The sequence below is a fragment of the Bradyrhizobium sp. NAS80.1 genome (assembly GCF_001908205.1).
Taxonomy (GTDB): Bacteria; Pseudomonadota; Alphaproteobacteria; order Rhizobiales; family Xanthobacteraceae; genus Bradyrhizobium.
Window position 1 is genome coordinate 59662 of record NZ_LGHL01000085.1, and the last position, 26152, is coordinate 85813.

28 protein-coding genes, 1 tRNA gene, 2 pseudogenes and 1 riboswitch are annotated in these 26152 nt (G+C 62.7%); of the genes and pseudogenes, 12 read left to right on the top strand and 19 right to left on the bottom strand.

Going from position 1 to position 26152, the window contains the following annotated elements:
• The first annotated feature begins 10 nt into the window (after positions 1–10).
• Entirely contained in the window at positions 11–1201 is a 1191-nt protein-coding gene (locus AC629_RS20275) for an adenylate/guanylate cyclase domain-containing protein (protein WP_084806778.1), read from the top strand.
• A 44-nt stretch (positions 1202–1245) separates the two neighbouring features.
• Here the strand turns inward: AC629_RS20275 and clpS are convergent, their stop codons facing one another.
• Genes clpS through AC629_RS20300 form a run of 5 tightly spaced genes read right to left on the bottom strand, consistent with a single transcriptional unit; the run spans position 1246 to position 3993 of the window.
• The gene (clpS, locus tag AC629_RS20280; RefSeq protein WP_084806779.1) at positions 1246–1551 is read right to left on the bottom strand and encodes an ATP-dependent Clp protease adapter ClpS; all 306 of its coding nucleotides are present in this window, start codon (positions 1549–1551) and stop codon (positions 1246–1248) included.
• Positions 1552–1595: 44 nt separating this feature from the next.
• Complete coding sequence (locus tag AC629_RS20285; protein ID WP_074117721.1) at positions 1596–1937, bottom strand: DUF190 domain-containing protein; 342 nt, start codon at positions 1935–1937, stop codon at positions 1596–1598.
• A gap of 2 nt (positions 1938–1939) precedes the next feature.
• Entirely contained in the window at positions 1940–2329 is a 390-nt protein-coding gene (gene crcB / locus AC629_RS20290; RefSeq protein ID WP_084806780.1) for a fluoride efflux transporter CrcB, read from the bottom strand.
• Positions 2330–2375: 46 nt separating this feature from the next.
• Positions 2376–2765, bottom strand: a complete 390-nt coding sequence (crcB, locus tag AC629_RS20295) for a fluoride efflux transporter CrcB (RefSeq protein ID WP_084806781.1) — start codon at positions 2763–2765, stop codon at positions 2376–2378.
• Between the two features lie 19 nt (positions 2766–2784).
• Positions 2785–3993: an MFS transporter gene (locus AC629_RS20300; RefSeq protein WP_143199288.1), complete on the bottom strand. Its 1209-nt coding sequence runs from the start codon at positions 3991–3993 to the stop codon at positions 2785–2787.
• Between the two features lie 102 nt (positions 3994–4095).
• Positions 4096–4173: riboswitch (Fluoride riboswitch) on the bottom strand.
• Positions 4174–4472: 299 nt separating this feature from the next.
• Here AC629_RS20300 and AC629_RS20305 point away from each other — a divergent pair.
• Positions 4473–5333: a DUF1194 domain-containing protein gene (locus AC629_RS20305; protein WP_084806783.1), complete on the top strand. Its 861-nt coding sequence runs from the start codon at positions 4473–4475 to the stop codon at positions 5331–5333.
• Positions 5334–5464: 131 nt separating this feature from the next.
• On the opposite strand, the gene AC629_RS20310 is transcribed toward AC629_RS20305, so the two are convergent.
• Both AC629_RS20310 and AC629_RS20315 read right to left on the bottom strand, forming a co-directional pair.
• Entirely contained in the window at positions 5465–6106 is a 642-nt protein-coding gene (locus AC629_RS20310) for a carboxymuconolactone decarboxylase family protein (RefSeq protein WP_245331930.1), read from the bottom strand.
• Positions 6107–6253: 147 nt separating this feature from the next.
• Entirely contained in the window at positions 6254–7312 is a 1059-nt protein-coding gene (locus AC629_RS20315) for a class I SAM-dependent methyltransferase (RefSeq protein ID WP_084806804.1), read from the bottom strand.
• A 255-nt stretch (positions 7313–7567) separates the two neighbouring features.
• Here AC629_RS20315 and AC629_RS20320 point away from each other — a divergent pair, with 255 nt between their 5' ends.
• On the top strand, positions 7568–8164 hold the full coding sequence (locus AC629_RS20320; RefSeq protein WP_084806785.1) for a hypothetical protein: 597 nt from the start codon (positions 7568–7570) through the stop codon (positions 8162–8164).
• On the opposite strand, the gene AC629_RS20325 is transcribed toward AC629_RS20320, so the two are convergent.
• The 9 genes from AC629_RS20325 to AC629_RS20365 form a co-directional block, all read right to left on the bottom strand.
• Complete coding sequence (locus AC629_RS20325) at positions 8161–9240, bottom strand: Acg family FMN-binding oxidoreductase (RefSeq protein ID WP_349531138.1); 1080 nt, start codon at positions 9238–9240, stop codon at positions 8161–8163. The two genes, AC629_RS20320 and AC629_RS20325, sit on opposite strands and share 4 nt — an antisense overlap.
• A 141-nt stretch (positions 9241–9381) precedes the next feature.
• Complete coding sequence (locus tag AC629_RS20330) at positions 9382–10629, bottom strand: class I SAM-dependent RNA methyltransferase (protein ID WP_084806787.1); 1248 nt, start codon at positions 10627–10629, stop codon at positions 9382–9384.
• Entirely contained in the window at positions 10622–11356 is a 735-nt protein-coding gene (locus AC629_RS20335) for a TlyA family RNA methyltransferase (protein WP_084806788.1), read from the bottom strand. The genes AC629_RS20330 and AC629_RS20335 overlap by 8 nt, the downstream gene beginning before the upstream one ends.
• Before the next feature lie 27 nt (positions 11357–11383).
• Positions 11384–11938 carry a nucleoside 2-deoxyribosyltransferase gene (locus AC629_RS20340; protein WP_084806789.1) on the bottom strand — a complete coding sequence of 185 codons (555 nt, stop codon included), beginning with the start codon at positions 11936–11938 and terminating at the stop codon, positions 11384–11386.
• A gap of 38 nt (positions 11939–11976) precedes the next feature.
• Positions 11977–13905, bottom strand: coding sequence for a 1-deoxy-D-xylulose-5-phosphate synthase (dxs, locus tag AC629_RS20345; RefSeq protein ID WP_084806805.1), 1929 nt, complete (start codon positions 13903–13905; stop codon positions 11977–11979).
• A gap of 591 nt (positions 13906–14496) precedes the next feature.
• Complete coding sequence (locus AC629_RS20350; RefSeq protein ID WP_014497196.1) at positions 14497–14748, bottom strand: exodeoxyribonuclease VII small subunit; 252 nt, start codon at positions 14746–14748, stop codon at positions 14497–14499.
• Positions 14749–14814: 66 nt separating this feature from the next.
• Entirely contained in the window at positions 14815–15744 is a 930-nt protein-coding gene (locus tag AC629_RS20355; protein WP_084806790.1) for a histone deacetylase family protein, read from the bottom strand.
• A gap of 130 nt (positions 15745–15874) precedes the next feature.
• Positions 15875–17533: a bifunctional metallophosphatase/5'-nucleotidase gene (locus tag AC629_RS20360; protein ID WP_084806791.1), complete on the bottom strand. Its 1659-nt coding sequence runs from the start codon at positions 17531–17533 to the stop codon at positions 15875–15877.
• A 205-nt stretch (positions 17534–17738) separates the two neighbouring features.
• Positions 17739–18494: an enoyl-CoA hydratase-related protein gene (locus AC629_RS20365; protein ID WP_084806792.1), complete on the bottom strand. Its 756-nt coding sequence runs from the start codon at positions 18492–18494 to the stop codon at positions 17739–17741.
• 152 nt (positions 18495–18646) lie between these two features.
• On the opposite strand from AC629_RS20365, the pseudogene AC629_RS20370 reads away from it, so the two are divergent.
• A pseudogene (locus AC629_RS20370) lies at positions 18647–18874 on the top strand (MFS transporter); the annotation flags it as partial.
• A 163-nt stretch (positions 18875–19037) separates the two neighbouring features.
• On the opposite strand, the gene AC629_RS20375 reads toward AC629_RS20370, so the two are convergent.
• Positions 19038–20816: an acyl-CoA dehydrogenase family protein gene (locus tag AC629_RS20375; protein WP_084806793.1), complete on the bottom strand. Its 1779-nt coding sequence runs from the start codon at positions 20814–20816 to the stop codon at positions 19038–19040.
• A 265-nt stretch (positions 20817–21081) separates the two neighbouring features.
• Here AC629_RS20375 and AC629_RS20380 point away from each other — a divergent pair.
• Positions 21082–21156 (top strand) — tRNA-Gln (locus AC629_RS20380).
• A 294-nt stretch (positions 21157–21450) separates the two neighbouring features.
• Here AC629_RS20380 and AC629_RS50615 read toward each other — a convergent pair.
• Positions 21451–21699: a helix-turn-helix domain-containing protein gene (locus tag AC629_RS50615; protein WP_502693036.1), complete on the bottom strand. Its 249-nt coding sequence runs from the start codon at positions 21697–21699 to the stop codon at positions 21451–21453.
• 65 nt (positions 21700–21764) lie between these two features.
• Between AC629_RS50615 and AC629_RS20385 the strand changes: the two genes are divergently transcribed.
• The 7 genes from AC629_RS20385 to AC629_RS46930 all read left to right on the top strand — a co-directional run bounded on the left by AC629_RS20385 (position 21765) and on the right by AC629_RS46930 (position 25781).
• A complete protein-coding gene (locus AC629_RS20385) occupies positions 21765–22040 on the top strand; it encodes a helix-turn-helix domain-containing protein (RefSeq protein WP_349531140.1) in 276 nt (91 codons plus the stop codon).
• Positions 22041–22199: 159 nt separating this feature from the next.
• Complete coding sequence (locus tag AC629_RS20390) at positions 22200–22394, top strand: hypothetical protein (RefSeq protein ID WP_210419070.1); 195 nt, start codon at positions 22200–22202, stop codon at positions 22392–22394.
• Positions 22395–22396: 2 nt separating this feature from the next.
• A complete protein-coding gene (locus AC629_RS20395; protein ID WP_084806794.1) occupies positions 22397–23005 on the top strand; it encodes an ABC-three component system protein in 609 nt (202 codons plus the stop codon).
• Positions 23002–23523 (top strand): ABC-three component system middle component 5, encoded by a 522-nt coding sequence (locus AC629_RS20400; protein WP_084806795.1) that lies wholly within the window; start codon positions 23002–23004, stop codon positions 23521–23523. The genes AC629_RS20395 and AC629_RS20400 overlap by 4 nt, the downstream gene beginning before the upstream one ends.
• Complete coding sequence (locus AC629_RS20405) at positions 23510–24154, top strand: ATP-binding protein (protein ID WP_084806796.1); 645 nt, start codon at positions 23510–23512, stop codon at positions 24152–24154. Before AC629_RS20400 ends, AC629_RS20405 begins: the two co-directional genes overlap by 14 nt.
• 85 nt (positions 24155–24239) lie before the next feature.
• Complete coding sequence (locus AC629_RS20410) at positions 24240–25430, top strand: hypothetical protein (RefSeq protein WP_084806797.1); 1191 nt, start codon at positions 24240–24242, stop codon at positions 25428–25430.
• A gap of 189 nt (positions 25431–25619) precedes the next feature.
• Complete coding sequence (locus AC629_RS46930) at positions 25620–25781, top strand: hypothetical protein (protein ID WP_168195537.1); 162 nt, start codon at positions 25620–25622, stop codon at positions 25779–25781.
• Positions 25782–26014: 233 nt separating this feature from the next.
• Here AC629_RS46930 and AC629_RS50620 read toward each other — a convergent pair.
• Positions 26015–26152: pseudogene (locus AC629_RS50620) on the bottom strand (transposase); the annotation flags it as partial.

A 26152-nucleotide genomic window follows, 5' to 3' on the forward strand; every position in this document is an offset into this window, starting at 1 on the left:
AAATGCGGGCATGGATACCTCCGAGCTCCAGCGCGTCACCAACTGGCTGATCGACGGCGCGAGGTCTTCGGCGAGCCCGGCCGAGATGATCGCGAACGTCTGCGAACATCTGGTCGCCGCCGGCCTGCCGCCGTGGCGGTTCGGCATTTTCATCCGCACGCTGCATCCGGAAATCTTCGGCCGTAACTTCATCTGGCGGCAGGGCCAGGAGGTCGAGATCGGCACAGTCGATTTCGATATCCTGGACACGCCGGAATTCGCCCGGAGCCCGCTTCGCATCGTATTCGAGCAGGGCCTGGAAGTTCGGGGCCGCATCGACGATCCCGATAGCAAGCGGTTTCCGTTTCTTGACGACATGCGCGCCGAAGGCGTGACCGATTACATCGCGGTGCCGATGCCGTTTCTCGATGGCTCAAACCATGCCACGAGCTGGACCACGCGGCATCCCGGCGGCTTCAGCGACGACGACATCGCGGCGATCAGGTCCATCGTGGCGCCGCTTGCGCGCGTCGCCGAGATCGTCAGCCTGCGCCGCACCGCCGCGATGCTGCTCGACACCTATGTCGGCAACCGCGCCGGCGAGCGCATCCTCGGCGGCCAGATCCGCCGCGGCCACAACGACACCATGCGGGCCGCGATCTGGCTCTCGGATCTGCGCGGCTTCACCGCCCTGTCGGACCGGCTGCCGGCCGAGACCGTGGTCAAGATCCTCAACCATTATTTCGACTGCCAGGTCACCGCGATCCGGGGCCATGGCGGCGAGGTGCTGAAGTTCATGGGCGACGGCCTGCTCGCGGTGTTCCCGATCGACGAATATGTCGGCGATGCCGCGCATGTCTGCACGCGCGTGCTCGAAGCCGCGCGCGAATCCCGCGCCAGCGTCGAGGCGCTCGCCTTTCCGGTAGGCAACATCATCGAGCGCTTCCGCTTCGGCGTAGCGCTCCACGTGGGCAACATCCTCTACGGCAATATCGGCGGCGGCAACCGCCTCGACTTCACCTGCATCGGCCCCGCTGTCAACCTCGCAGCACGGCTGGAGAAGATCGCAGGCCGGTTGGGACGAACCGTCGTGGTCTCGGAAGTCTTCGCCAACGCCTGCCGCCACAGCTGGCGCGAACTTGGTGAATTTCCGATCGCGGGCTTCTCTCGGGCGCAGCGCGTGTATGGGCTGACCGAGGAGACGCCGGTGGTGATGGCCTGACGCGCGATGAGCTCAAGATCACTCATCATTTGCAGGATGAAGGCCTATTCCTCCGGCTCGGTGGTGAACAGCAACGGATAGCCCTTGGCGCGACCGGCGTCGGTGGCGCGGGTGGCCTTGGTTTCGGCGACGTCCTTGGTGAACACGGCGACCACGCAGGCGCCCAGCTTGTGGGCGGTAATCATCACCTTGTAGGCCTGATCCTCGGTCATTCGGAACTCGGCCTTGAGGATCATCGTGACGAATTCGCGTGGCGTATAGTCGTCGTTGATCAGGATGACCTTGTGCAGCCGTGGCCGCTCGAGCTTGGTCTTGGTCCGCGTCTTCGGCGTCGTGACGGTGTCGATCATTCCGCCTCCTGGACACGGCGGGCTCGGGTTCCCTGCCGGAGCGATCAGCTCGCGGCCTTCGCACCATATTGCAGGACCTGCACCTTCTCCAAGGTGATCAGTCCGCTCGACATCATGCCATCCAGGATGGGCAGGAATGCGTTGATGTTGTCCTCGCTGTCGACGATCTCGATCAAGAGCGGCAGGTCTTCCGACAGTCGCAGGATTTTCGAGGTGTGCAGGCGGCTCGACTTGCCGAATCCCATCGGCCCGCGCAGCACGGTGGCGCCGGCGAGGTGCCGTTCGCGCGCCTTCATCACGATCGCTTCATAAAGCGGCTTGCCGTCGAAATGGTCGCTCTCGCCGATGAAGATCCGGAGCGAAACTGCCTGATTGGGGATTTGCATGGTCAGCTCCTTGCCAAGCGGTTGTAGCGGCTCGCCATCATATGGCCGAGCCACACCGACACCAGCCAGCAGACGACGGACGCCGCGATATAGGCGAGCGCCGTGTATTTCATGCCGCCATGGAACAGGCGGAAGGTCTCGAGGCTGAAGGTCGAGAAGGTGGTGTAGCCGCCGCAGAACCCGGTCATGACGAACTGCCGGTGCTCAGGCCGCGCTAGCATGCGGCCGTCAGGGCCGGTGAGCGTCGCGTAGAAGCCGATGATCAGCGAACCGGTCGCGTTGATGAACAGCGTCGCGAAGGGAAAGCCCGGCCCGGTGTCGAGCGCGAGCCCGACGAGATAGCGCGCCAGGCCGCCGATGGTGCTGCCGGCGGCAACCCATGCATAAAGCATCGCAACGCGCCGGCGCTCGGCGGAGGAGGGGGGACTTCATTTGCCTCTAGCCTCCAAGAGTGTCCGCGAGGAGGAAGCCGCAAGTGACGGCAGTGAGGCACAGCGTGACCGAGAACACGACGTTGCCCAGCGCGTGCATCGGCTCGCCGCCACGGGCCAGCGTCAGCGTTTGCAGGCTGAAGGAGGAGACGGTGGTGTAGCAGCCGAGGAATCCGGTGACCGCAAACAGCCAAGGAGTGGGCGAGGCGAACATCGAGCCGGGGTGGGTCGCCAGCGCGCCAAAAATGCCGATCAGGAAGGCGCCGCTGACGTTGATGCTCATGGTGCCCCAGGGAAAGGTCTCGCCCAGTCGCCGGGCGACCGCGCCGGAGACGAAATAGCGGGCACAGCCGCCCAGCACGCTGCCGACCACGATTGCGATCGCTCCGCTCAGCACGATGAAGAGTCCCCCGTCATTACTTTTTCTCCGCAGCCAACCCGTTGCCGACAGCGAGCAGCCCCACGAGCGCGACCAGCGCGAAGCCGAGACCCGTCAGGAACGTGCCTGCCGGACCATAGGCGTCCCACAGCGCACCGGCGATCACGCTCGCGGCCAGCGATGCGAGCCCGGAGAACAGGTTGAAATAGCCGAACGCGGTGCCGCGCAGGCTCGACGGCGCGGCGTCGGCGACGAGGGCCGAGAGCAATCCTTGCGTCAATCCCATATGCAGCCCCCACAGCGCGACGCCGAGCGCCAGCCCCGCAAGGCTCGGCAGCGACGCGAGCGCAAGATCGGCACCGGCGAGGAAGACGAGGCCGAGCGCGAGCAGGCCGGTCCGGTTGATCCGGTCCGACAGCACGCCGGCCGGATAGGCTGAGAGCGCATAGACGATGTTCATCAGCACCAGCACCGCCGGCACCCACATCGCATTGAGCCCGATATTTTGGGCGCGCAGGATCAGGAAGGCCTCGCTGAAGCGGGCGAGCGTGAAGACCACGCCGACCGCCACGACAAGCCAGTATACGGATCCGAGTTGCCGCATCGCGGCGAGATTGAGCGGATTCTTGGCAGGCTCCCGGTTCGGGTCTGGCTCCGGCTCGCTCACGGCAAACGCAATAAGTCCGAAGGACAGGAAGGCTGGGAGCACAGCCACCCAGAACACGGCGGCAAAATTGTCCGCCGTCCACCACATCAGGCCGATTGCCGCAAGCGGTCCGACGAACGCGCCGGTGGTGTCGAGCGATTGCCGCAGGCCGAAGCTCGCGCCGCGCAGACCCGCTGGCGAGATATCGGCGATCAGCGCATCGCGCGGCGCGCCGCGAATGCCCTTGCCGACGCGGTCGATGAACCGCGCCGCCACCAGCCATCCGACGCTGGGCGCAAGCGGGAACAGCGGCTTGGTGAAGGCGGCCAGACCATAGCCGAGCGCGGCGAGCAGCTTGCGGCGGCCGAGCCAGTCCGATAGCGCACCGGAGAAGATCTTCGTGATCGAGGCCGTCGCCTCCGCAATGCCTTCGATGAAGCCGACGGTCAGCGTCGAGGCACCGAGCACGGTGACGAGATAGACCGGCAGCAGCGCGTGGATCATCTCTGAGGAGACGTCCATCAGCATCGAGACGAAGCCGAGCACCCAGATCCCCCTGGGCAGCCCGGCGCGCGCAGCATTCGGTGTCGTCGTCGTCACGTCCCGACCTTCTCCTTGGTCTTCTTCAGGCAACAAAAAACCCGCCATCGGCGGGTTCGGCCATGCTCCCGCCAAAGGCAGAGGCTCAAAAGAATTGCCCCACCTCAAGCAGGAGTCATCAGCCCACTACGGTCATCGACCACCGGGCGGTTGTCGGGGGACTCCATCCCCATCTGTGCGTCCAGCCTAGCATGGAAATCGCGCGGAACAAGTGGGCGGGGACGCCATCCCATGAGTTGTCTCTTTCTTGAGTGGTCTCTCTCTGATGTGGAATTTACGTATCTGGGTTCTCGCTTCGCGAGCCCCGGAATGACAGAGCGTGTTGAACGCTCTTGTTCCAGCGGCGCGACGGTGGCGACACCGCGGCATCTTTGCGCAAGCGCGCAAATTCCTAACTCGAATGTGAAGCACAGGCGATCTTCGCACTTTGCGGCAAGGCGATTGCATGTCACCATCGCGTCATACGACGGGAGGCTGCGATGCGCTTGCTGTTCTCGATCGGGGCTGTGCTGGTGGCCGGCATGTTCGCCGGAGGGGACGTCGCGGGCATCGCGGCACTAGGGCCCAAATTCGAATCGCCCAGGTATCAGCCGCTGCCAGCAGCCGACAAGGATGCGCAGACGGTCGACGTCGAGCTGATCCTCGCGGTTGACGTCTCCTACTCCATGGACATGGACGAGCTCGCGATCCAGCGCGAAGGTTATGCGCAGGCGATCCAGTCGAACGAGTTCCTGCAAGCGCTGAAGCTCGGGCCCAACGGCCGGATCGCGGTGACCTATTTCGAATGGGCGGCCTCCAGCGACCAGAAGATCATCATTCCCTGGCGGCTGATCGACGGACCGGAGACCGCGGATGCGGTCGCAGCCGAAATCATGAAGACGCCGATCCGGCGCGCCTCGCGCACCTCGATCTCCGGCGCGATCACTTTCGCGATGCCGCTGTTCGACGAGGATCCCTATCGCGGCTTGCGCCGCGTCATCGACATTTCCGGTGATGGTCCCAATAACAATGGCGGCCCGGTCACGGTGGCGCGCGACGCCGCGCTCGAGAAGGGCATCGTCATCAACGGCCTGCCGATCATGGTCAAGGAGCCGTCCTATTCGACGATGGATATCGACAATCTCGACTATTACTATGAGGACTGCGTCGCCGGCGGTCCCGGCTCCTTCGTCATCTCGATCAAGGATCGCGACAAGTTCAAGGAAGCGATCCGCACCAAGCTGCTGATGGAGGTTGCGGGCCGCACGCCGGAGCGCCCCGTGATGCGGGTTGCCGACAAGGAGCCGCGCATCAATTGCATGATCGGCGAGAAGATCTGGTCCGACCGCTGGGGACGCTGAGACGCGCTTTCGCCCGCGACTCCAGTGTCTCTTCGCAGCCGCAGTCTAGAGTGCTTCTCTGCGCTCGCAATGACGGTCATGGAATGCGCTCCCCAGCCCATTCTCAATTCAGAGCCAACAGTGTGCTCTCTCTACTTGGCGGCGAGGGGCGGCAGCGGCGGCACGCTGTCATTCGGCGCCTCCGCCTCCATCGTGATCAACGTCATCGAGACGAGATCGTAATAGCCGATCAGGCCGATGATATCCATGATGCCGCGTTCGCCAAACTTTTGCTGCGCCGCCCGAAAGACGTCGTCGGACACTTTCTTGTCGCGATAGAGCGCCATCGCGAGGTCGTAGAGCGCGGCTTCGTCATCCTTCATCGCCTGTGGCCGCACGCCATTCGCGACGGCCTTGGCGACCTCTGGATCGAGCCCGGCCTTCATGGCGAGCGGATAATGCGCAAACCACTCATACTGCGCCGTCCACTGCCGTGCGGTGATCAGGATGGCGAATTCGCTCAAGCGAGCCGGCAGCGACGAATTCCAGCGCAGATAATTCGACATCGCCGAGAGCTTTGGCGCTAGCTCGGGGTTGCGGATATAGGCGCGGTAGGGCGGGTTGGTGAATTTGGCGTTGCGCGGTGGCACCGCGATCGCATCCGCCCACTCCTTCTGCGGCGGCGTGAGTTCGTCCGGCTTTAGCGGCACGAAGCGCGTCGGCTCGGCGGCGCGGCCTGCACCCGAGATCGTCACAGCGAACAGCACAGCCAGCGCCAGACCAAGATATTTCATGATCATCCTCCCATGTCGGCGGACTCGCGCCGCCTTGTTCACGCCAGCTTACGTTGCGGCGCAAGCGAGGCAAGGATGTCAGCGCCGGGCGCGGCTGCTGCATCGGCATAGCCGCATGCCGCGTCCGCGCGCCCGGCGTGATGGAGGTCAGATCCGTGCCTCCAGGATCAGGTTGAACGGTGTTTCGGCGGCGCGGCGGAAGCGCGTCAGGCCACCCTCGCTCGCAACCTTGCGCAGCCGTGCCTCGCCGGCTTGCGCGCCGAGCGCGAGGCCGACCTCCTGATCGAGCGATGCCGGCGTGCAGATCATGGTCGATGCCGCGTAATAGACGCGCCCGACCGGGTTGAGATTGTCTTCGAGGCGGTCGCCTGCGAACGGCTCGACCAACATGCAGGTGCCGTCCTTTGCCATGGTTTGCCGCACATGGCTAATGGCGCCGACGGGATCGCCCATATCGTGCAGGCAATCGAAGAAGCAGACGAGATCGTAGTCCTCGGCCGGATATGTCTTGGCCGTGTGAACCGCGAAGCTGACGCGATCGCCCAGCTTTGCCTCGGCGGCTGCCTTTCGCGCCGCCTCGATCGAGCCCTCGTGATAGTCGAAGCCGTAGAAGCGGGAATTGGGGAAGGCCGCCGCCATCAGCCGTGTCGAGACACCGTGTCCGCAGCCGACATCGGCGACCTTGGCTCCACGCCTGAGCTTGTCCACGACGCCGTCGAGCGCGGGCAGCCACTCCTGCACCAGATGATGCATGTAGCCGGTGCGGAAGAAGCGGGCCGTGCCACAGAACAGGCACTCGCTGCGCCGGTTCCAGCCGACACCCTTGCCGGACTTGAATGCGTCCGAAATCTTCGGTTCGTCGAGAAAGGTCGAAGCGATGACGTTGCCGAACGCTCCGAGGAAAACCGGGCTATCCTCGTCGGCGAGCGCCATCGCCTGCTCCGGCAGCATCGAGAATTTGCCCGAAGCGGAATCGTATTCGATGTAGCCGGACGCCGCCTGGCTCGCGAGCCATTCGCGGACATAGCGCTCCGTCGTTCCGGTGGCGCTCGCGAGCTCAGAGGAGCTCATCGGTCCTTTTGTAGCAAGGGCGCGGTAGAGACCGAGCTTGTCTCCAAGCAGCACCAGCGATGCATTCATCGCCGCGCCAAACTCGGTGACCATCTTGCCCATAAAGGCATTCAACCTGTCGGAATTGATCTCCATGACAGCCTCCATGCAATATTGGGAATTTTCAAAGGTCTGTTCAAATTGCGCGCTACGGGACCGCGCCGGCCGATCACAATCGAAGTGACGGCTCGCGCTTGCGCGTCCTCTACGTGGGTCGATCCCGGGTGCGGGAGGTTCAACGCGTCAGGATCAGGTGATCCTGGAACTCGATGCCGCGATGCCCGGCGCCGCGTCGCTGGCATTTGCGCTGTCCGCAGCGTATAGTTTCCGAAGCTCTTGATGGTCACCTGAATGTCCAGCCTTGCAAGTTCTTGCGGTCTCGCAACTTTCTTCGCCGTGCTTTGCCTCGGTGGAGCGCCGGCTCATGCGCAGGTGGCACCCCTGAGGTATTGGATTCCGGGTGGGCCGTTCGGCTTTGGCGGCAGCGTCAGCCAGAGCTCCGACAGCTACGGCAACTTTCCGAGCTTCAATGGCGGCGATGCAGACTACAATTTTCGCCCTGGCTTCTTCGTCGGAAGCGAGCGCGGCAATTTTGGTCTGAGCGGCTTCGGCCAGACCGCGCCGGCCGGCAATTTCAGCGCGCTCTCTTATGACAGCACGCAGTTCGGCTACAACTACAAGACTGCGGGCGGAATGCCCGTCACGTTCTTTGCCGGCTTCGACACGCTGAAATATGGCAACGGCATTGGCAGCTCGCTCGCGCCGCTCACCTCCAGCGCCGCACCCGGTTATGGCGCGTTCGCGGGTGTCGAGTTCAAGCCGACCTCCAACCTCAGCCTGTCGTTCGGCGCCGGGTTCACCCAGCAGCAATCCGGGCGCATGGACAGCGACATTAACTCGTCGATGCTGCCCGGCGAGTCGCCGGCGCTCAGCGGCCTTCGGCGCTAGAGCTGCGTCACCAATTCCGGGGGACGCCGCAGCGATTTCGGCAGATTCGGGCCGGCTCCGAAACGCATCACGATATCGGGGCGCCGTTCGCCGAGTCCGAGCGAGGTCGCGAATTGCGGCCGCAGTGCTGCCACCTCGACCGGCTGGTTGACGAAAGAATATTTGAGCCCCAGCGCGGTCGCCTGCAAGCCGAAGCGCTGGCAGGCGCGACCGACCGCGATCCAGTGCGATTTGTCGCTGCGATCGGCTGCAAGCACGACGATGCCCGCAGAGCTGTCGAGCTCCTCGTGGTATTTTCTATTCTCCCCGCCTTCGGTGAAGAAGAACCTCAGGAGCGGCCGCGCGACCCATGTAGGGAGGGATGGATTTCCCGAGGCCGGCGAGAACAGCCCGTCCATGGTCGCGAGCGCCTCGGCCTCGTTGAAACGGATCCAGCTTACGAGCTCGCTCATGAAGGCCTTGTCGTGCATTTGCGCTGAATTGCCTTCGAGCACGTAGTCGGTGACCTTCGCGATCTCGCCGCGTTCGGTCATCAGGATCGCCGCGACGTTCGGTTCGCGGCAGGCGCTCTCGAGCTGACGCAAGATCTCGGGCGCGGCCGGCCTGCCGTCGAAGACCGCACGGGTGCACTGCCTGACGGGAATTGCACCGGCCAGCGCCGATTCCGCCGGCGGGGCTTCCTCGAGGGTGATCACGATCCGGTCGCCGTCGATGACCGGGTTGGCGCGCCAGCCCAGCGCGGACGCTGCGAGGATGAGGTTTTCGGCGGCGCAACCGAGACTGACGAAGAGGTGATGATCGTCGGGATCGACGGCCGGACATCGGCGCGCGAAGTCGGGCGCAATCGTGATTTCGTTGCCGCGGGCGAAGAAAATCCACGGCTGGATGTTGTGGCTGTTGGCCGCGAGCGTCGCAAAACGCACGAGCTCGCGATCTCGCGGCGCAGCCTGCAGCGGAGCCCGTGACGTATTCACCGCCTCGTCGTAGGTCATCGTCGCTGCTGCGGCAGGGAGACCGCTGATGGCAGAAGCGGACAACCCGAGTGCGGTCGCGATGAACTGTCGTCGGTCAACCACAAGCTTTCGCTCCACGCCCCATTGCCCTGGACGCCTTTAGCGCGACCGGACGCCAGAGCGATTGACCGGAATCAAGGTTGGATGGCGCCGCCGGCTCAATTCGGAATTCGCGGTCGGGCCGTCCCGGGGGACGCTGAGGGCCTACCGCGTAAACCGCGCCACCAGCTCGACATGCGGCGTGTGCCGGAACTGGTCCACCGGCACCACTGTGTCGATCCTGTAGCCGCCGTCGATCAACAGCCGCGCATCGCGGGCGAAGGTTGCGGTGTTGCAGGAGACCGCGATCACGACCGGCACCTTGCTCGCGGCAAGCTTCAATGCCTGCGCCTGCGCGCCCTGGCGCGGGGGATCGAACACCACGGCGTCGACATCGCGCAGCTCCTGCGGCACCAGGGGACGGCGGAACAGGTCGCGTGGCTCGGCCTTGATCGGCTTGAGGCCCGGCGTACGCGCTGCTTTCGCGAGCGCGGCGACCGCACCGGCGTCGCTGTCATAGGCGGTGATGCGGGCCTTCTCGGCGAGCCGGAGCGCGAACGGGCCGACGCCGCAGAAGAGGTCGGCGACTTCCTTGGCCTTGCCGACGCGCTCAGCGACGAGAGCCGCAAGCGTCTCCTCGCCCGCCATCGTCGCTTGCAGGAACGATCCCGGCGGCAGCGTCACTTCGGCGCGGCCCATCTGCACCGTCGGCGCCAGGCGTTGCAGCACCAGCTCGCCATGCCGCGTCAGCCGCGCCAGGCGATGCTGTTCGGCAACGCGCGACAGCGCCGTGACCAGCGGCGTCGGCAGCGGACCGGAGCCGCGCACGTCGACATCGAGGCCGTTGACGGTGGCGGTGACCTGGATGTCCAGTGGTTTCGTCACCGGCATCCGGGACGTCAGAGGCTCGGCAAGCGCCCAGGCGGCATCGATCGCACCGTCGAGCGCGGGATCGAGGATGGGGCAGCGATGGATCGGGATGACGTCGTGCGAACTCGTCGCCGAGAAGCCGACCTTGAGGACGTTATGTGTGCCGAACCGTCCGTGCAGCGTGACGCGCCGGCGCCCCATACCATGGGCATCGACCAGCGGCGCGACCTCGCAATCGATGCCGGCCTGCGCCAGTGTCTCCACGACGATGCCGCGCTTCCAGGCGTGATACGGCTCTGCCGCCCAGTGCTGGATCGCGCAGCCGCCGCAGACGCCGAAATGCGGGCAGAACGGCTCGACGCGCTCGGGACTTGCGACGTCGACTGCGAGCAGCTTGCGGCGATCAGGATGATTGCCCGCGACATGGTCGACCTCGACGGTTTCGCCGCCGAGCGCATAGGGCACGTAGATCGCATCGCCCGTAGCGAGCGAGACGCCATCGCCGCGATGGCCGACATGATCGATCTTCAGGCGCTCAACCACGGCGCGCGCCCAGGAAGAACTCGACGTTGCCGTCGCCGCCCGTGATCGGGGAGGGGAACACTTCGATGTCGGTGCAGCCGAGCGAGGCTGCAAAGGCCGCGATGTCGTCGCAGATCTCCTGGTGGACGGCGGCGTCGCGGATGATCCCCTTCTTGTTGTGCTTCCGCTCGGCCTCGAATTGCGGCTTGATCAGCGCCAGCAAGCTCATCGGCGCCGCGGCAAGCGAGAGCGCAACCGGCAGCACGATCTTCAGCGAGATGAAGCTGACATCGATCACGACGATATCGGGCCTCGCCGGCAGACGCTTGCCGTCATAGCTGCGGATGTCGGTTTCCTCCATCGACACGATCTTCGGATGCCCGCGCAGCGATGGATGCAACTGGCTGGTGCCGACATCGATTGCGAACACCAGGTTCGCGCCGTTCGCCAGCAGCACCTCGGTGAAGCCGCCGGTGGAAGCGCCGACGTCGAGGCAGACATGATCCTCGATCTCGATCGGATAGCGCTCCAGCGCGCCCGCGAGCTTGACGCCACCGCGGGAGACATAGGGGTGCGCAGGTTCGGCCTGGATCACCGCGTCCTCGGCGATCGTCTCCGACGGCTTTGAAACCAGCTTGTCATCGGCCGTGACGAGGCCGGCTTCGATCGCCGCGCGCGCACGCGCCCGGCTCTCGAACAGGCCGCGCTCGACCAGCAGAATATCCGCGCGCTTGCGGGAAGGGGACATCACGTTCTCATCAGACGACTGATGCGCTTATGTAGCAATCAATCGCGCGGCTGCCATCCGGACGCAAGCCTCGAACGCGGCCAGGTCATGCCAGACGTCAGCCGGCATCGTGGCCGGCGTCACCAGCGGGCAGCCATGCAGCTCCAGCGCGTGGATCATCATGAGATTGTCGACAAGGCCAAAGTCCTCGACGGTCAGCCCCTGCGCGTCGACCAGCCGCCCGCCTTCGGACGTGACATTCACAAGGCGGCCGAGGCGGTCAGCGTAGTTGCTGCCGTCGTTGGAATAGGCGAGGCAGACCTTTCGGCGACCGGCCATGTAGCCGAGCTCGTAGACAGTGCCAGGATCCGCGCCGGCCCCGCGGAACGGGGTGAGATTGGCGATGATGGCATCGGCCTCGTCCATCATTGCCTCGTTGCCGCAGAAGATCTGACGCGAGGCGTCAGGCGCGGTGAGGTCGATCTCGTTGTCGAGGGGATAGAGGCCGGTGAGCCCGTGCGCGGCGCAGATCGCGGCCTTGCGCCGGCCGATCTCAACCGCATCCGGCAGGAACACGTCGGGGCCTGCCAGATAGATTTTCATGGACGTGGTGTCGCTTCGCCGAAGGCCGAAGCTCGCCGTCAGGCGAGCTTGACCGTCTCGGTCTTGGCGTCCTTGCCGAGGGCTTCGAACACCTTGGCGACGATGCCCTTGGCGTCGAGGCCGGCGCGGGCGTACATCGCGTTCGGCGTGTCGTGGTCCTGGAACACGTCGGGCAGCACCATCGAGCGGAACTTGACCATGCCGCTGTCGAGCACGCCCTGATCGGTCAGGAACTGCGCGACATGCGAGCCGAAGCCGCCGACCGAGCCTTCCTCGATCGTGATCAGGATCTCGTGGTCACGGGCGAGCTTCAGCACCAGCTCGGTGTCCAGCGGCTTCATGAAGCGCGCGTCCGCGATCGTGGTCGAAAGGCCATGGGCTGCGAGCTCGTCGGCCGCTTTCTCGCATTCGGCGAGGCGCGTGCCGAAGGAGAGCAGGGCGATCTTGCTGCCCTGGCGGATCACGCGGCCCTTGCCGATCTCGAGCGGAATGCCGACTTCGGGCATCTCGACACCGCGGCCTTCGCCGCGCGGATAGCGCAGTGAGCTCGGACGGTCGTCGATCGCGACCTGGGTCGCCACCATGTGCACGAGCTCGGCTTCGTCGGCCGCCGCCATGATCACCATGTTCGGCAGACAGCCGAGATAGGCGTTGTCGAACGAGCCGGCATGGGTCGCGCCGTCGGCGCCGACAAGGCCGGCACGGTCGATGGCGAAGCGGACCGGCAGGTTCTGGATCGCGACGTCATGCACGATCTGGTCGTAGCCGCGCTGCAGGAAGGTCGAGTAGATCGCGCAGAACGGCTTGTAGCCTTCGGTCGCAAGACCGGCGGCGAACGTCACCGCGTGCTGCTCGGCGATGCCGACGTCGAAGGTGCGGTCCGGGAACGCCTTGTTGAAGATGTCGACGCCGGTGCCGGACGGCATTGCCGCGGTGATGGCGACGATCTTGTCGTCCTTCTGCGCTTCCTTGACGAGGCTCTGGCCGAACACGTTCTGGTAGGCCGGCGCATTCGGCTTGGCCTTGGCCTGGGTGCCGGTCGCGACGTCGAACTTGACGACTGCATGGTACTTGTCGGCGGAAGCTTCCGCCGGGCCATAGCCCTTGCCCTTCTGCGTCACGACATGGACCAGGATCGGGCCGGTCTCCATGTCGCGCACGTTCTTCAGCACGGGCAGCAGATGGTCGAGGTTATGGCCGTCGATCGGGCCGACGTAATAGAAGCCGAGCTCTTCGAACAGCGTACCGCCGTCCATCATGAAGCCGCGGGAATATTCCTCGACGCGATTGGCGCGGTTGGCGATAATCTTGGGCAGACGCTTGTTGATCTGCTTGGCCGCATCGCGCAGCGTGCGGTAGGTCTTGCCGGAGTAGAGCCGCGACAGATACGCGCTCATCGCGCCGACCGGCGGCGCAATCGACATGTCGTTGTCGTTGAGGATGACAATCAGGCGCGAGTTCATCGCACCCGCGTTGTTCATGGCCTCATAGGCCATGCCTGCCGACATCGCGCCGTCACCGATCACAGCGATAACGTTGTTCTTGCCGCCGGAGAGGTCGCGCGCCACGGCCATGCCGAGGCCGGCTGAGATCGAGGTCGAGGAATGCGCTGCGCCGAACGGATCGTAATCGCTCTCGCTGCGCTTGGTGAAGCCGGACAGGCCGCCGCCGGTGCGCAGCGTGCGGATGCGGTCGCGCCGGCCGGTGAGGATCTTGTGCGGATAGGCCTGGTGGCCGACGTCCCAGATCAGCCGGTCGCGCGGCGTGTCGAAGACGTAATGGATCGCGGTGGTGAGCTCGACCACGCCGAGACCTGCCCCGAAGTGACCGCCGGTCACAGAGACGGCATCGATGGTCTCCTGCCGCAGCTCGTCGGCGACCTGGCGAACCTGCTCGATGTTGAGCTTGCGCAGGTCATCCGGCGTCTGGATGGTGTCAAGAAGCGGCGTTTTACTGTATGCGTTCACGGCGATTTCCAATTTGTCAGCGCCGGAAGGTCGTTCCGGTGCGCGATGGGTTTGCACAATATCGGCGCAGCGCGAGTCCTTAAACCGTCGGAGCCACCTGCATGGGGCAAAGCCCCGTCTTCAAGCTTAGGTGAGCTTAAGTACGCTCCGGTTCAGTCTCTGTGATCCCTGTCACTTAGATCGGCTTCGTCCGTCCCAGCCAATTTCATTAGCAGTTTGAAGCGCTTGTCGTAGGTATCTCTGCCCACGCAAGGCTTACAAAAAGCCACACTCTGCGCAGCTTTACACCAAAGCTTCGCCCAAAGCCAACCCGCCGGACCGATAACGGGCATGCAGCTGCAACCAGCGGGCCAGATTGGTTAATCGTGGCGTCGCCGGAAGGGTTCCAGTCTTGCCCGGCTCCTCCGCAGGGTTTTGGGCGAGAGGGAGGGCCGTTTTGGCCGGATTCGCGCGGCTGAAAGGCCGCCACACCGAAATTCTCGGATCTTCGCGCCCGGTCACCCGGCCCCGATGAACGGAACAGCGGCGTGCGATTATGCAAAAATTGCAGGCTGTCGATGCCCGAAACGGGCGGCTTTGAAGGCCCGACCCTTACTGCACGTCGAGCGGCGCGGTTCCGGCGGCCTGGCCGCTGGCATCGGTGGTGATCTTGTCGACGCGCGCCTCGGCCTGGCGCAGCAGCTCCTCGCAGCGGCGCTTCAGGGCTTCGCCGCGCTCGTAGATCGTCACGGACTCTTCGAGCGGCACCTTGCCGTCCTCGAGCCGCTTCACGATCGTCTCGAGTTCCTCGATCGCGCGCTCGAAAGTGAGCCTGGAGACGTCGACTTGGGTGTTTTCGGCCATATCCGTTTCCGATTGCCCGGTTCGCTTTTCTCGACGAGAAAACAGGGCGCAATGTGGCGGGTGTCGTCAGGCGCCCATCAGGGCGCCGACATGCGCCGTAACAGATTCTTTCAGTCCTTGCAGGTCATAGCCCCCCTCGAGCACCGAAACAACGCGGCCCCCGGCGGTCTTGTCGGCAAGATCCATCAACTTGCGCGTCACCCAGGCGTAGTCCTCCGCGCGCAGGTTCAGCGAGGCCAGCGGATCGCGGTAATGCGCATCGAAGCCCGCGGAGATGATGACAAGCTCGGGGCTGAACTTCGTCAGTTGCGGCAGGATCAGGTCCTCGAACGCGGAGCGGAATTCCGGCCCGCCGTCCTCTGAGGCGAGCGGCGCGTTGACGATGGTGTCGTGGTCGCCGCGCTCGCTGCGTGCGCCGGTGCCCGGAAACAGCGGCATCTGATGGGTCGAGCAGTACATCACCGTCGGGTCCGACCAGAAGATGTCCTGCGTGCCGTTGCCGTGATGCACGTCGAAATCGACGATGGCCGCACGTTTGATGCCGTATTTGCGCTGCGCGTGGCGCGCGGCGATCGCGACATTGTCGAAGAAGCAGAAGCCCATCGGCTTGCCGATCTCGGCGTGATGGCCGGGCGGGCGCACCGCGACGAAGGCGTTGCGATGCTCGCCCGCCATCACCGCTTCGGTCGCCGCGATAGCGCCGCCGACGCCGCGCATCACCGCTTCCCACGTGCCCGGCGACATCGAGGTGTCGCCGTCGATATAGATCTGTCCGCTGGTCGGCGCGATGTGACGCAGTTCGGTGACGTAATGCTCGTTGTGGCACAGCGTGACGAGATCGAGATCGCCCTCCGGCGCCTGGTCGCGCACCAGATACTGGAAGCGCTCATGCGACAGCGCTTCCTCCACCGCGCGCAGGCGATCCGGCCGCTCGGGATGTCCCGGCGGCGTGACATGGTCGAGGCAGGCCTTGTGGGAGAGGAGAAGCGTGCTCATCAGGTCGGCCTCACAGGGAACGGGCTCTTGACGTCGCTTGGCGCATCCGGCGCCAAAACGCAAACCCAATCTATGCGCTTGGATGGGAATGGCAAAGGGACTGTCCCGTTCCGGCCCCGTTTGATCCGGATCAATTCACGCGCAGGATGCGGTTCGGTGGCAGTGGACCGATCGGTCCGTGCGCCCGGAAGAACGCGAACAACGCGTCCGCGTCGTAGCCGCCATATAGCGGCGCCGTGCCCTGTTTGGCGACCGTGAAACCGTCGCCGCCGACCGCGAGGTAATCGTTGAAAGTGACGCGGTAGCCGCTTCCAGGCTCGAGCGGCCCGCCGTTGAGCGTCATCTTGTCGGCGATGACGCGTTCGCCGAATGGCTTCGACGCGTCCCAGGTATAGCTGAACCCGTTCGACACCTGGAGGATCCGCGGCCGCTTCGGGTCGAGCCATTGCTGCTCCAGCATGTCCTTGAGCTGGCTGCCTGTGAGCGTCATGGTGACGAGGCGGTTGCGGAACGGCTGGCTCGCGAACACGTCGCCGAAGGACACTGCACCGTTCTCCTTCGGAACGATATCGGTGCGAATGCCGCCGGGATTGGTGAGTGCGATAACGGCGCTGCCGTCCTTGGCGTCCTTGGTCGCGGCAAGCTGCGCATCCGCAATGACGTCGCCGAGCGCGCTTTCGCCCGCTTCGTTTGGGACGCGCGACAGCGTCTGCGTCACCGATCCGGCCGGTCGATTGGCAATCGGCGCGGAGACCTTGTCGTAGGCCTCGATCAGCGCGGTCTGCTCGGGGTCCTTCGCCAGCGAGGCGTTGGCGACGATGACGTTCTCGCCCCTGGCGCCGACGATGTCACGCGTTACCGGATCGAGCTTGAGATCGATCGCCGTGACCAGCGTGCCGTATTTGTCGCCGCTGGTGACGAGCCGCCCGTCGATATCGCAAACATAGGCGCGGTGGGTGTGTCCGCTGACGACGACGTCGACGGCGGGGTCGAATCTCTTCACGATGTCGACGATCGGCCCCGTAATCCCCGGGCATTCATTGTAGTCGCCGGTTGGCTCGCCACCCTGATGGATGAGCACGACGATCGCTTCGACGCCACGCGTCTTCAGCTGCGGCACCAGCGCGTTCACCGTCTCGGCTTCGTCGCGGAATTCGAGGCCGGCGATACCGGCGGGCGAGACGATGCCGGCGGTTTCCTTCAAGGTCAGCCCGATGAAGGCGACGGGGATGCCGTCGAACTCCCGGATCTCATGGGGCGGCAGCACGCTCTTGCCGGTCGCCGTCTCGATGGTGGAAGCGGCGAGATAGCGGAATCTGGCGCCGGTGAAGGGGTACGGTCCCTGGCAGCCGTCGACCGGATGGCAGCCGCCATTCTGCATCCGCAGCAGCTCGGTCTTGCCCTCGTCGAATTCGTGATTGCCGACCGAAGTGATCGCAAGCCCCATCATCGAGAGCGACTCGATCGAGGGCTCGTCGTGAAACATCGCCGACAGGAACGGGCTCGCCCCGATCAGGTCGCCGGCGGCAACGAAGATCGTGTTCTTGTGCCCCTCGCGCAGCTGCTTCACCAGTGTCGCCATGTACTCGGCCCCGCCGGCTGCCACCGTTACTTTCTTGGTCTTGTCCTCGGGGTCGCCGATCCGGATACCGCCCGGCGGCGGGCGCAGATTGCCGTGGAAATCGTTGATCGCGAGGATGCGCAGCTCGACGGGAGCGGTCGTCTGGGCAAAGGCGGGGAGGGTGGCGAGTGCCAAGGTGAAGGCGGTCAGGCGGAGAAGGTGTCGCATGGAACAAGACTAGTCGTTCCGCGCGAAGATTTCACGAAGCTTGTTTTCGTATCCGTCATTCCGGGGCGCGACGAAGTCTCGAGCCCGGAATCCAGTGGGCCACAGGGTTGGTGGATGAATCGATTCTCCGATGCGCAATTGCGCATCATAGTTCGCGCTTCGTGCGCCCCGAAATGACGGCGGTGGACTGACGCTGCCTAGCGCATCACCGCTTTTTCCTGTTCGCAAATGCGTTGAACGCGGCGATGGCTTCGCCCGATTTCAATCGCTCGCCGAACAGATGGACTTCCTGGTCGATACGTCGGGTCAACTCCTCCGGCGAGGCGCGCAGCAACTTGCGCGAGGTTGCGACGGCCTCGGCGGGCAGCCGGCAGATCTCGCGCGCCACCTTGCGTGCCTCGACCTCGGTATGTCCCGGCGAGACCACGGTGTTGACGAAGCCCGCCGCGTGCGCCTCCGCGGCGGTGAAGGTCCGTCCCATCACCAGCATCGCAAAGGCGCGCTGGTAGCCCATCGCATTCGGCATCAAGAGGCTGCCGGCGCCGACCGGCACGAGGCCGAGATGGATATAGGGTGCGGAAAAGGTCGCAGCGTTCGAGGCGAGCACGTAGTCGCAGTGGAACAGCATCACGGTGCCTATGCCGATCGACGCGCCGTCGACCGCCGCGATGATCGGCTTGACGTTGAGGGCGAGCGAATAGAGAAACTTGGCGCCGTCCGACAATGTCTCGGAATTCGGCTCGGCCTGCATGAAATCGTCGATGTCGTCGCCGGCGGTGAACACGCCGGAGCCGCCGGTGATGATCATGCAGCGGATGTCGGGATTGTTCTGCGCGGTGTCGATCGCGCGGCTCATCTCCCGATACATGTCCTGTGTGATCGCGTTCTTCTTGCCCGGGCGGCGCAGGGTGATCACGCGCGTTCCGCGCTCTTCGGTGACGACGATATTGCCATTCGGCATAAGGACCCCCTGCGTTCGCCGCGACGCTTGCCGTGGGCGAGTCTCGCAAGGCTGAGCCTACATGATCTTGCAGGCGTGCCAATCCGCTCGCTCCTCCGTTTCGATGACGATGCCCCTGATCCCGGCGCATGGCGCCGCCGCCACGGCGTATTCTGTTCGTTCTGGTTCAGAGCACGAGCCCGCTCCGGCGCAAGATCGGCCGCACGGCCTGCGCCGCCGCGATGGGGCCGGGCATGTCAATCAGCGGTATCGTCGGCCTCTTGCGCGGCCTCACCGGCAACTACACGACGGCGTTTGCGCTCTGCGTCGCGCTCGATCTCGTGGCGACGGAGATCGTGCTGTGGTGGCCGCGGAGGCGTGCGAAGCTTGCAGCGTCGTAGCCCTGTCAACCCGGATTACCAGCTCGTGCCCCGGACGCAGCGCAGCGCTAAGCGGTGCGCTGCAGAGCCGGGGCCCATCTTGCCACGATCAATCGTTTTGGCATGGGTCCCGGCTCTGCGCAGCAATGCTACGCGTTGCAGCGCGTCCGGGACACACAGCCGCTTACCCCAACAGCACAGCATCCGCCGCTGCGACCGACTCCGCGCTTTCCGTCACCGTGCGCTCGAGCGCGCCGGCCTGCACCGTGATGTTCTCGGCGAAGAAGCGCGCGAGCGAGACGTAGCGCGAGGCGTCCGTGTTGCCGTCGGCCTTGGCGGCCAGCGCTTCGGAGGCCAGCATGCAGCCGCCGAGCGTGGCGCCGAACTGCTGAAGATATGGCGTCGCGCCTGCAAGCGCCTCGTTCGGCGCGGAGGCGACGCGCTCCAGAAGCCATTTGCTGGTGCGCGTCAACGCCTCCAGCGCCTCGCGCAGCTTTGTGCCCGTGGTACCGAAGCCGGGATCGTTGGAGGCTTCGACCTGTTTGACGGTTGCCGAGAGTTCGTCGAGCAGCGCCCACACCGAAGCGCCACCGTTGGCCGCGAGCTTGCGTGTGACGAGGTCGATCGCCTGGATGCCGTTGGTGCCTTCGTAGATCGCGGTGATGCGGGCGTCGCGATAGTGCTGCGCAGCGCCGGTCTCCTCGATGAAACCCATGCCGCCATGCACCTGCACGCCGAGATAGGCGACCTCGTTGCCGACGTCGGTTGAATAGGCTTTTGCCATCGGCGTCAGCAGCGCCGCGCGCGCCGCAGCATCAGCACGGACCTTGGGGTCCTGGGCGCGTATTGAGACGTCGAGCGCGACGGCGGTCGCATAGCAGATGGTGCGCGCGGCGGCGGTCTGCGCCCGCATCCGCATCAGCATGCGCTTGACGTCGGGATGGACGAAGATCGCGTCCGAACCGTCGCCTTTCTTGCCGATGGCGCGGCCCTGCTTGCGCTCCTGCGCATAAGCAAGGGCTTGCTGATAGGCGCGATCGGCGACGCCGACGCCTTCGAGACCGACGCCGAGGCGGGCCTGGTTCATCATCGTAAACATGCAGCGCATGCCCTGGTTCTCTTCGCCGATCAGAAACCCGATGGCGCCGCCATGATCGCCCATGGTCATGGTGCAGGTTGGGGAGGCATGCATGCCGAGCTTGTGCTCGACGCCGCTCGCGAAGATGTCGTTGCGTGCGCCGAGCGAGCCGTCGGCATTGACCATGAATTTGGGAACAAGAAAGAGAGAAATTCCCTTGGTGCCGGCGGGCGCGTCCGGAAGACGCGCGAGCACGAAATGCACGATGTTGTCGGTCATGTCGTGCTCGCCATAGGTGATGAAGATCTTCGTCCCCTTGATGCGGTAGGTGCCGTCGGCCTGCCGCTCGGCGCGGGTGCGCAGCGCGCCGACGTCGGAGCCGGCCTGCGGCTCTGTGAGCTGCATCGTGCCGGTCCACTCGCCGGAGACGAGCTTCTCGAGATAGATCGTCTTCAGCTCGTCGCTGCCATGGGCATCCAGTGCCTCGATCGCGGAGGCCGTCAGCAGCGGGCAGAGGCCGAAGGCGACGTTCGAGGCGCTCCAGATCTCGGTGCAGGCGGCGTTGATCGCGAGCGGCAGGCCCTGGCCGCCAAAATCCTCGGGGCCGGAGACCGCGTTCCAGCCGCCCTCGGTCCAGCGCTTGTAGGCGTCGGGCCAGCCCGGGGCGGTCGTGACCTTGCCTCCGTCGAGCTTGATGCCGTGCTCGTCGCCGACGTGGTTGAGCGGGGCCAGCACGTCGGTCGCGAACTTGCCGGCTTCCTCGAGTACGGCGCTGGCGATGTCGGCGTCGAAATCGCCGTAATGGCCGGCCTCCACGGCCGCCTTCAGGCCGGCGCCATGGTTGAGCGACAGCAGCATGTCAGAGATCGGCGCGCGATAGGTCATGGCTCACTCCCGTGGACAGGTATTGGCGCCCTACTCCCATGAAACGGGGGAGGTCTCAATGGGCGGGACGCCAGGACAGTGCCGGCCCGGAACGGGTGCCATCGCCGGGCCTGTCATCATATAATAAGGTGTGACCCGGCCGATCCCGAGACCGTGGTATTTTGCCCCTCCAGGCGGTTGAAATGCCGCTTCTCTCCCTATAGACCGGCTGCGACCAAGGGAATCTGCGGTAGCCAGTTCTTCCGCCGTTCCGTCGGTCGCCTGTTGGGGCGTAGCCAAGCGGTAAGGCAGCGGATTTTGATTCCGCCATTCGGAGGTTCGATCCCTCCCGCCCCAGCCAGAAATTATTCAATTAAATCAATTACTTAGAAGGAATAGTCGACCGCCTCGGCCCGACATAATCGTAGCACGACTTGCAGTCGAAAAGCGATGGTTCGATTGCTCGCTACGCCAATCGAACCTCACAAACACATCGATGCGCGCAGCGTTGTGTGCGCGGTTTTGAATACTGCTTTCGCTCGATGTCGCTTCGCATCACCACTGTTGGCGGCCGTGCTTTCTCGTCCGCAATTCATCGCGTGCGATCATGCGATCCAACTTCGAATGGTCTGGAAGTGACGACCTTTGCGAGACATCAACTACCGCTGTTCATTTCGGCGCGCGGTTCAACGTCGGGCCAATTCTCGATGTAACGCTTGACCTCCGTGGCCATTACAAACGTGGAATGGCCATGCTTTTTGGCCTTCAACTGACCTCGCCCGATTATGCGATCCAGCGTGGCAAGTGAAATCCGCAATTCGCGAGCGGCTTCTTTGCGAGTGAAAAACGTCAACCCGGCCGATGGCACGGGTGGGGAGCGTCGCAGTTTGCGCGCGTGCGTCATGCCAAGAATCACCCATCATTTAGCTACTCATAGTCTGTAGATTCAAAGGCATCATCTCCACAAGCATGTCGCTCATTCTTCTTGTGGATGACGGCATGCCCTCTAAGCAGCTTCGCAAGCCGAGTCCCGCGCTCACGCGAATCTTGGCGCAGAATGTGATTCGTCTGCGACGCGCGAAGGGGCTGTCCCAAGAAGCCTTGGCTGACGTCTGTGGTCTCCACAGGACCTACGTGGGTTCAGTCGAACGGGGCGAAAGAAACGTGACATTGAGCACGCTCGAAGTGTTCGCCGATGCTCTCAGAGTTTCAGTGATCGACTTGTTGACCAAGGGCACCAAATGAAATTCGTCTTTCGCGATGAGGCGTCGATCTCGCATTTGCGTCAGGCTTGCCGGGTCTGAATGTCCAAAGAGGCGTGAACGGGCTTGTAAGGGGTACAACTCTGACTTGCGTTTTGCCGTCTAAGTGAGCATTCTGCCCTCGGTTGTTCGGGGGGAAACAGTGGGCGAATTTATTGCGCAACATGCCGCCGCGATTTGGAGTTTTCTGGCCGGTCTCGCAGGTGGTGGAATAACAGGATCGTTTATTACCTATCGGATGACGAGCACAAAGCGCGCCAGCAATGGCGGTGCCCTGTTGGATCAGAGCGGGTCCGTTGCCGGTGGCGATATTGTTGGCCGCGATAAGAGAAGCTGAAGTTGGCCGACGAAGGAAATGGCGGTCAGCTAGTCCCGTACCATGCTACGGGCTCGGTCGTTGACCAGAGCGGTTCCAGCGCAGGCGGCGATATCGTCGCAAGGGACAAGATCGAGCACCACCACTATCCCAACCCGATCCCGTCGGGGGTGGTGGAAAAGTTGATTCGAAAATTGCAGGCAGAGATACAGCTCAACGTCCATGCGCAGCATACAGTCGATGCCTTGGCGTGCTTTCAAGTTCGTCGGTCGATTGATGGAGTTGAGGGGCTAGAAGCGAAGCTGAAGGTTGCTGACCGCGAGGACCAGTTGTGGTCAGCGCTGGACAAAAAGGAGCAGTTCGCGAAACTCCTCCAGCAATGGTCTTTGTACGCATCTGCGCAAGAGATATTCGCATACCTGCTGGCTAAAGCTGAGTTCGAGTTCAATCACTTCGTGCATCCAAAAATTCCTTCATTGCCTCCCTCGGACATAGACCAGCTCGTTCACGACCGAATAGTGCAAACAATTATCGATGAAATTGGAGTTGACGTTTTCGTTCTGAACCATGGAACGGCCATGGGGATGCTGTATTGGTTGGCCGAGCAATGCTTCATTCGGTGGCACAAGTGATCCAGCTCACCTATGAACCGGCACTTGATCCATACCACACGGCTTTTCGCTTGCTGCGGTTGAGGCCGACTGTCGCTCGTTATGGGCCGCTCCATCGAGATCACGTCAGGATTTTGGATTTCTACCAATTGTTTCCATTTCGCATCGACGAGATACGGTTGATGCCAAAGCACAGACGCTTTCGAAAGCTCGCAGAACAGTACAAGTCCGTGAAGCCATACGGTGAGCAGCCGGATAGCCGGTCATTGTTCTCCAGAATGCAACCCATTCAGGTCGCCGCTTTAGACACCTTAGCTGAGCACAATATCTTCTCACCCGCGCGGTGGCAGTTCAACGAAGTTGGTGCGGCAGATGGAGCAGTCGCGCCAGAATTGCTCGACCGACTCCGAGAGCTTCATAAGGAAGACGAAGAATTAGAGGGTTTTCTTAGCGTGCTTGCCTCAGAGTACGAATTGTCCGGTTCGGATGGTTTGAAAGCTCGCACCGGTTTGCTGGAATATCGTCATGATGCGGTATAGCCCGACACTCATCGTCAAGCGCGTAGTTGTGGAACGAAATGGAAAGGCCGTTTATAGCGAGCGCTTCCATGCGGGCGTCAATGTAATTCGTGGCGAGAACTCGTCTGGCAAGTCAACCGTCTTAAATTTCATATACTACGGATTGGGAGGCGATCTCGCAGATTGGAGCGAGGTAGCAGCACTCTGCTCGCGTGTGCTGATCGAGGTGTCGCTGAATGGTTTCGTCGCCACTCTAAGTCGCGATATTTCTACGCAGCATGGGCAGCCGATGGACATATTCGGCGGTGATTTCGAGGCAAGCCAATCAGCGCCGCGCGCCGATTGGACGCGATATCCTTACCGTCGTTCGGCTAGTCAGGAGAGTTTTTCTCAAGCGCTATTTCGTCTACTTGGTATTCCGGAGGTCGCGAGTGATGTCTCCGGCAACCTCACGATCCATCAAATTCTACGCTTACTCTATTCGGATCAACTCAGCCCGGTGGAGAACATATTCCGATACGAGTCTAAGTTCGACCCGCCAGCTTTGCGAGATGCAATCGGTCGATTGCTGGCAGGCGCTTATGAGGCGGCGCTCTACGAGAACGAAGTCAAACTCCGAGAATTGGACAAACAATTCGACGAAGAGCGCTGAGTTACGAAGCCTATTTGCCGTCCTTGGAAATACAACGCATAGCCTCACATTAGCGTGGCTGGATGCGCAGCGGCGTAATATCGAGGTGGAGAGTGCCGCGCTGCAAAAGGAGATCGAGGCTGCTGAACGCCAGTTGTACGCAAGCGGCAAGGAAGATGAACTTACACTCAAATCACAGGAAGCGGCCTACCTGAGGACTCAAGCGCTTCAAAGTGACCTCGGATCGGTTCGTCAGCAGCGTGATGCGCTATTGCTCGCAATAAATGATTCGGCCCAGTTCATTGCGACGTTGGAGCAGAAGATCAGTGCGCTCACCGATGCCAATTTGACGGCGCGCCACATCGGTGACGTCCGGTTCAGTATCTGCCCCGCATGCTTTGCGAGCGTTAGTGAGGACTCCTCCCATTCGGCGTCGTCATGTCATCTATGCCGTACACCATTCGGTTCTGCGCGACCTTCGGACCGTATCGTCTCCATGATCAACGATACGGCGTTGCAACTGAAGCAGTCACGCCTCCTGCAAAAGAACAGGCAGGAGCGGATTGAGGAGTTTAAGAAGCGGCTGGAGACGTTAGAATCAGAGTGGTCCGTGAGTTCTAGGGAGCTTGCCTCACTTCAACGTCTACCTTCCTCCGATGCCCGTGAAGCACTGCGCGGCTTGCAGCGGCGGTCGGGATATCTCGATAGGCAAATAGAAGACCTCAACGAGAAGGCTCATATTATTCAGCTAGTGGATAAGCTCTCCAACGAAAAAAACAGCTTGAATGATGCCATTGTTCGGCTCAGGTCGGACAATGAAAGACTCCGCGCATCTCAGCAACGGCGGCTAGAGCACGCTTACACATTGATCGCTGATCAAGTACGTGACCTTTTGCATCACGATCTTCGTCGTCAAGACTCCTTTGAAGCCGCCAAGCACGTCCAGTTCGATTTTGCCACCAACAGGATAACCGTGGATGGGCACTCCTATTTTTCCGCCAGTTCACGCGCCATCCTAAGGAGCAGCTTTTTTCTCGGATTCTTTGCTGCGGCTACCAAAGACCCACAATTTCGTCATCCGCGCTTCCTTATGCTCGATACAATCGAAGATAAGGGCATGGAGCCCGAGCGGAGTCATAACTTCCAAAATCAAATACTGGCGGCATCCAACAGGTCTGCCGTCGAGCACCAGATCATATACGCTACTGCCATGATCGCGCCCGACCTAGATGACGAGCAGTATCTCGTGGGGAAATTTTCGACGCGGGATGACCCCACCATCGACATTCAGACCTGAGCCGTAGACTCGAAATGAGGTGGGGAGCTGGCGAGTGGAACTCTTGACTTAGATCGAATCGGATGCGTCAAAAGAGTCAAAAAGGTTGCACGCTCCTCGCAACCCTTTGACATAGTGTAGTATTTTGCGGGGTGTGATTGGTCCCGCCCCAGCCAGAGCCAATGCCCTGATTTTGTTACGAAAATGGCCTTGCTCAAAGCAGAATTTCCAACGCATTTGGAAATTCCGTTTGCCTCGCATTTGGAAATTCTGTGCTGGTTTCGTTTTTGGTCGACGGCAGATGAAAGTCGTCGCGCGTTGAACGTCGCTCAACTTATCAAAATACGAATTGAGCGGATGAACGCCGTCTGAAGCTTCCCACCGCAGCCGTGACGTCGCTTGCGGGATCAACAATCGCAGAACCCCGCTTGCCTTGTGCAGCGTTCAACGAAGCGCGAAGTCTATCCTTGAGATCGGACGCCAGTCTTCGAAATTGGGGAGGTCTGCGCTTCGTCTCGAGGTGATGCTGCTCCATCAGCATTCTGCTGATCGAGCTCCTTCTGTGCCAAGAGATGTGCATGCCGCTTACGGGTCGCAGCCAACGCTCGCATCATCGTCTCCTTGGCATATCCTGCATCCGCCAGCACACACCCGAAGCGCACGTTGGCTGCCATCACCCGGTCAATCTCGGCCAAAGCAATCTCCGGCTTGGATCGTGGCGTTCGGTATTCGGCCGGTACGCG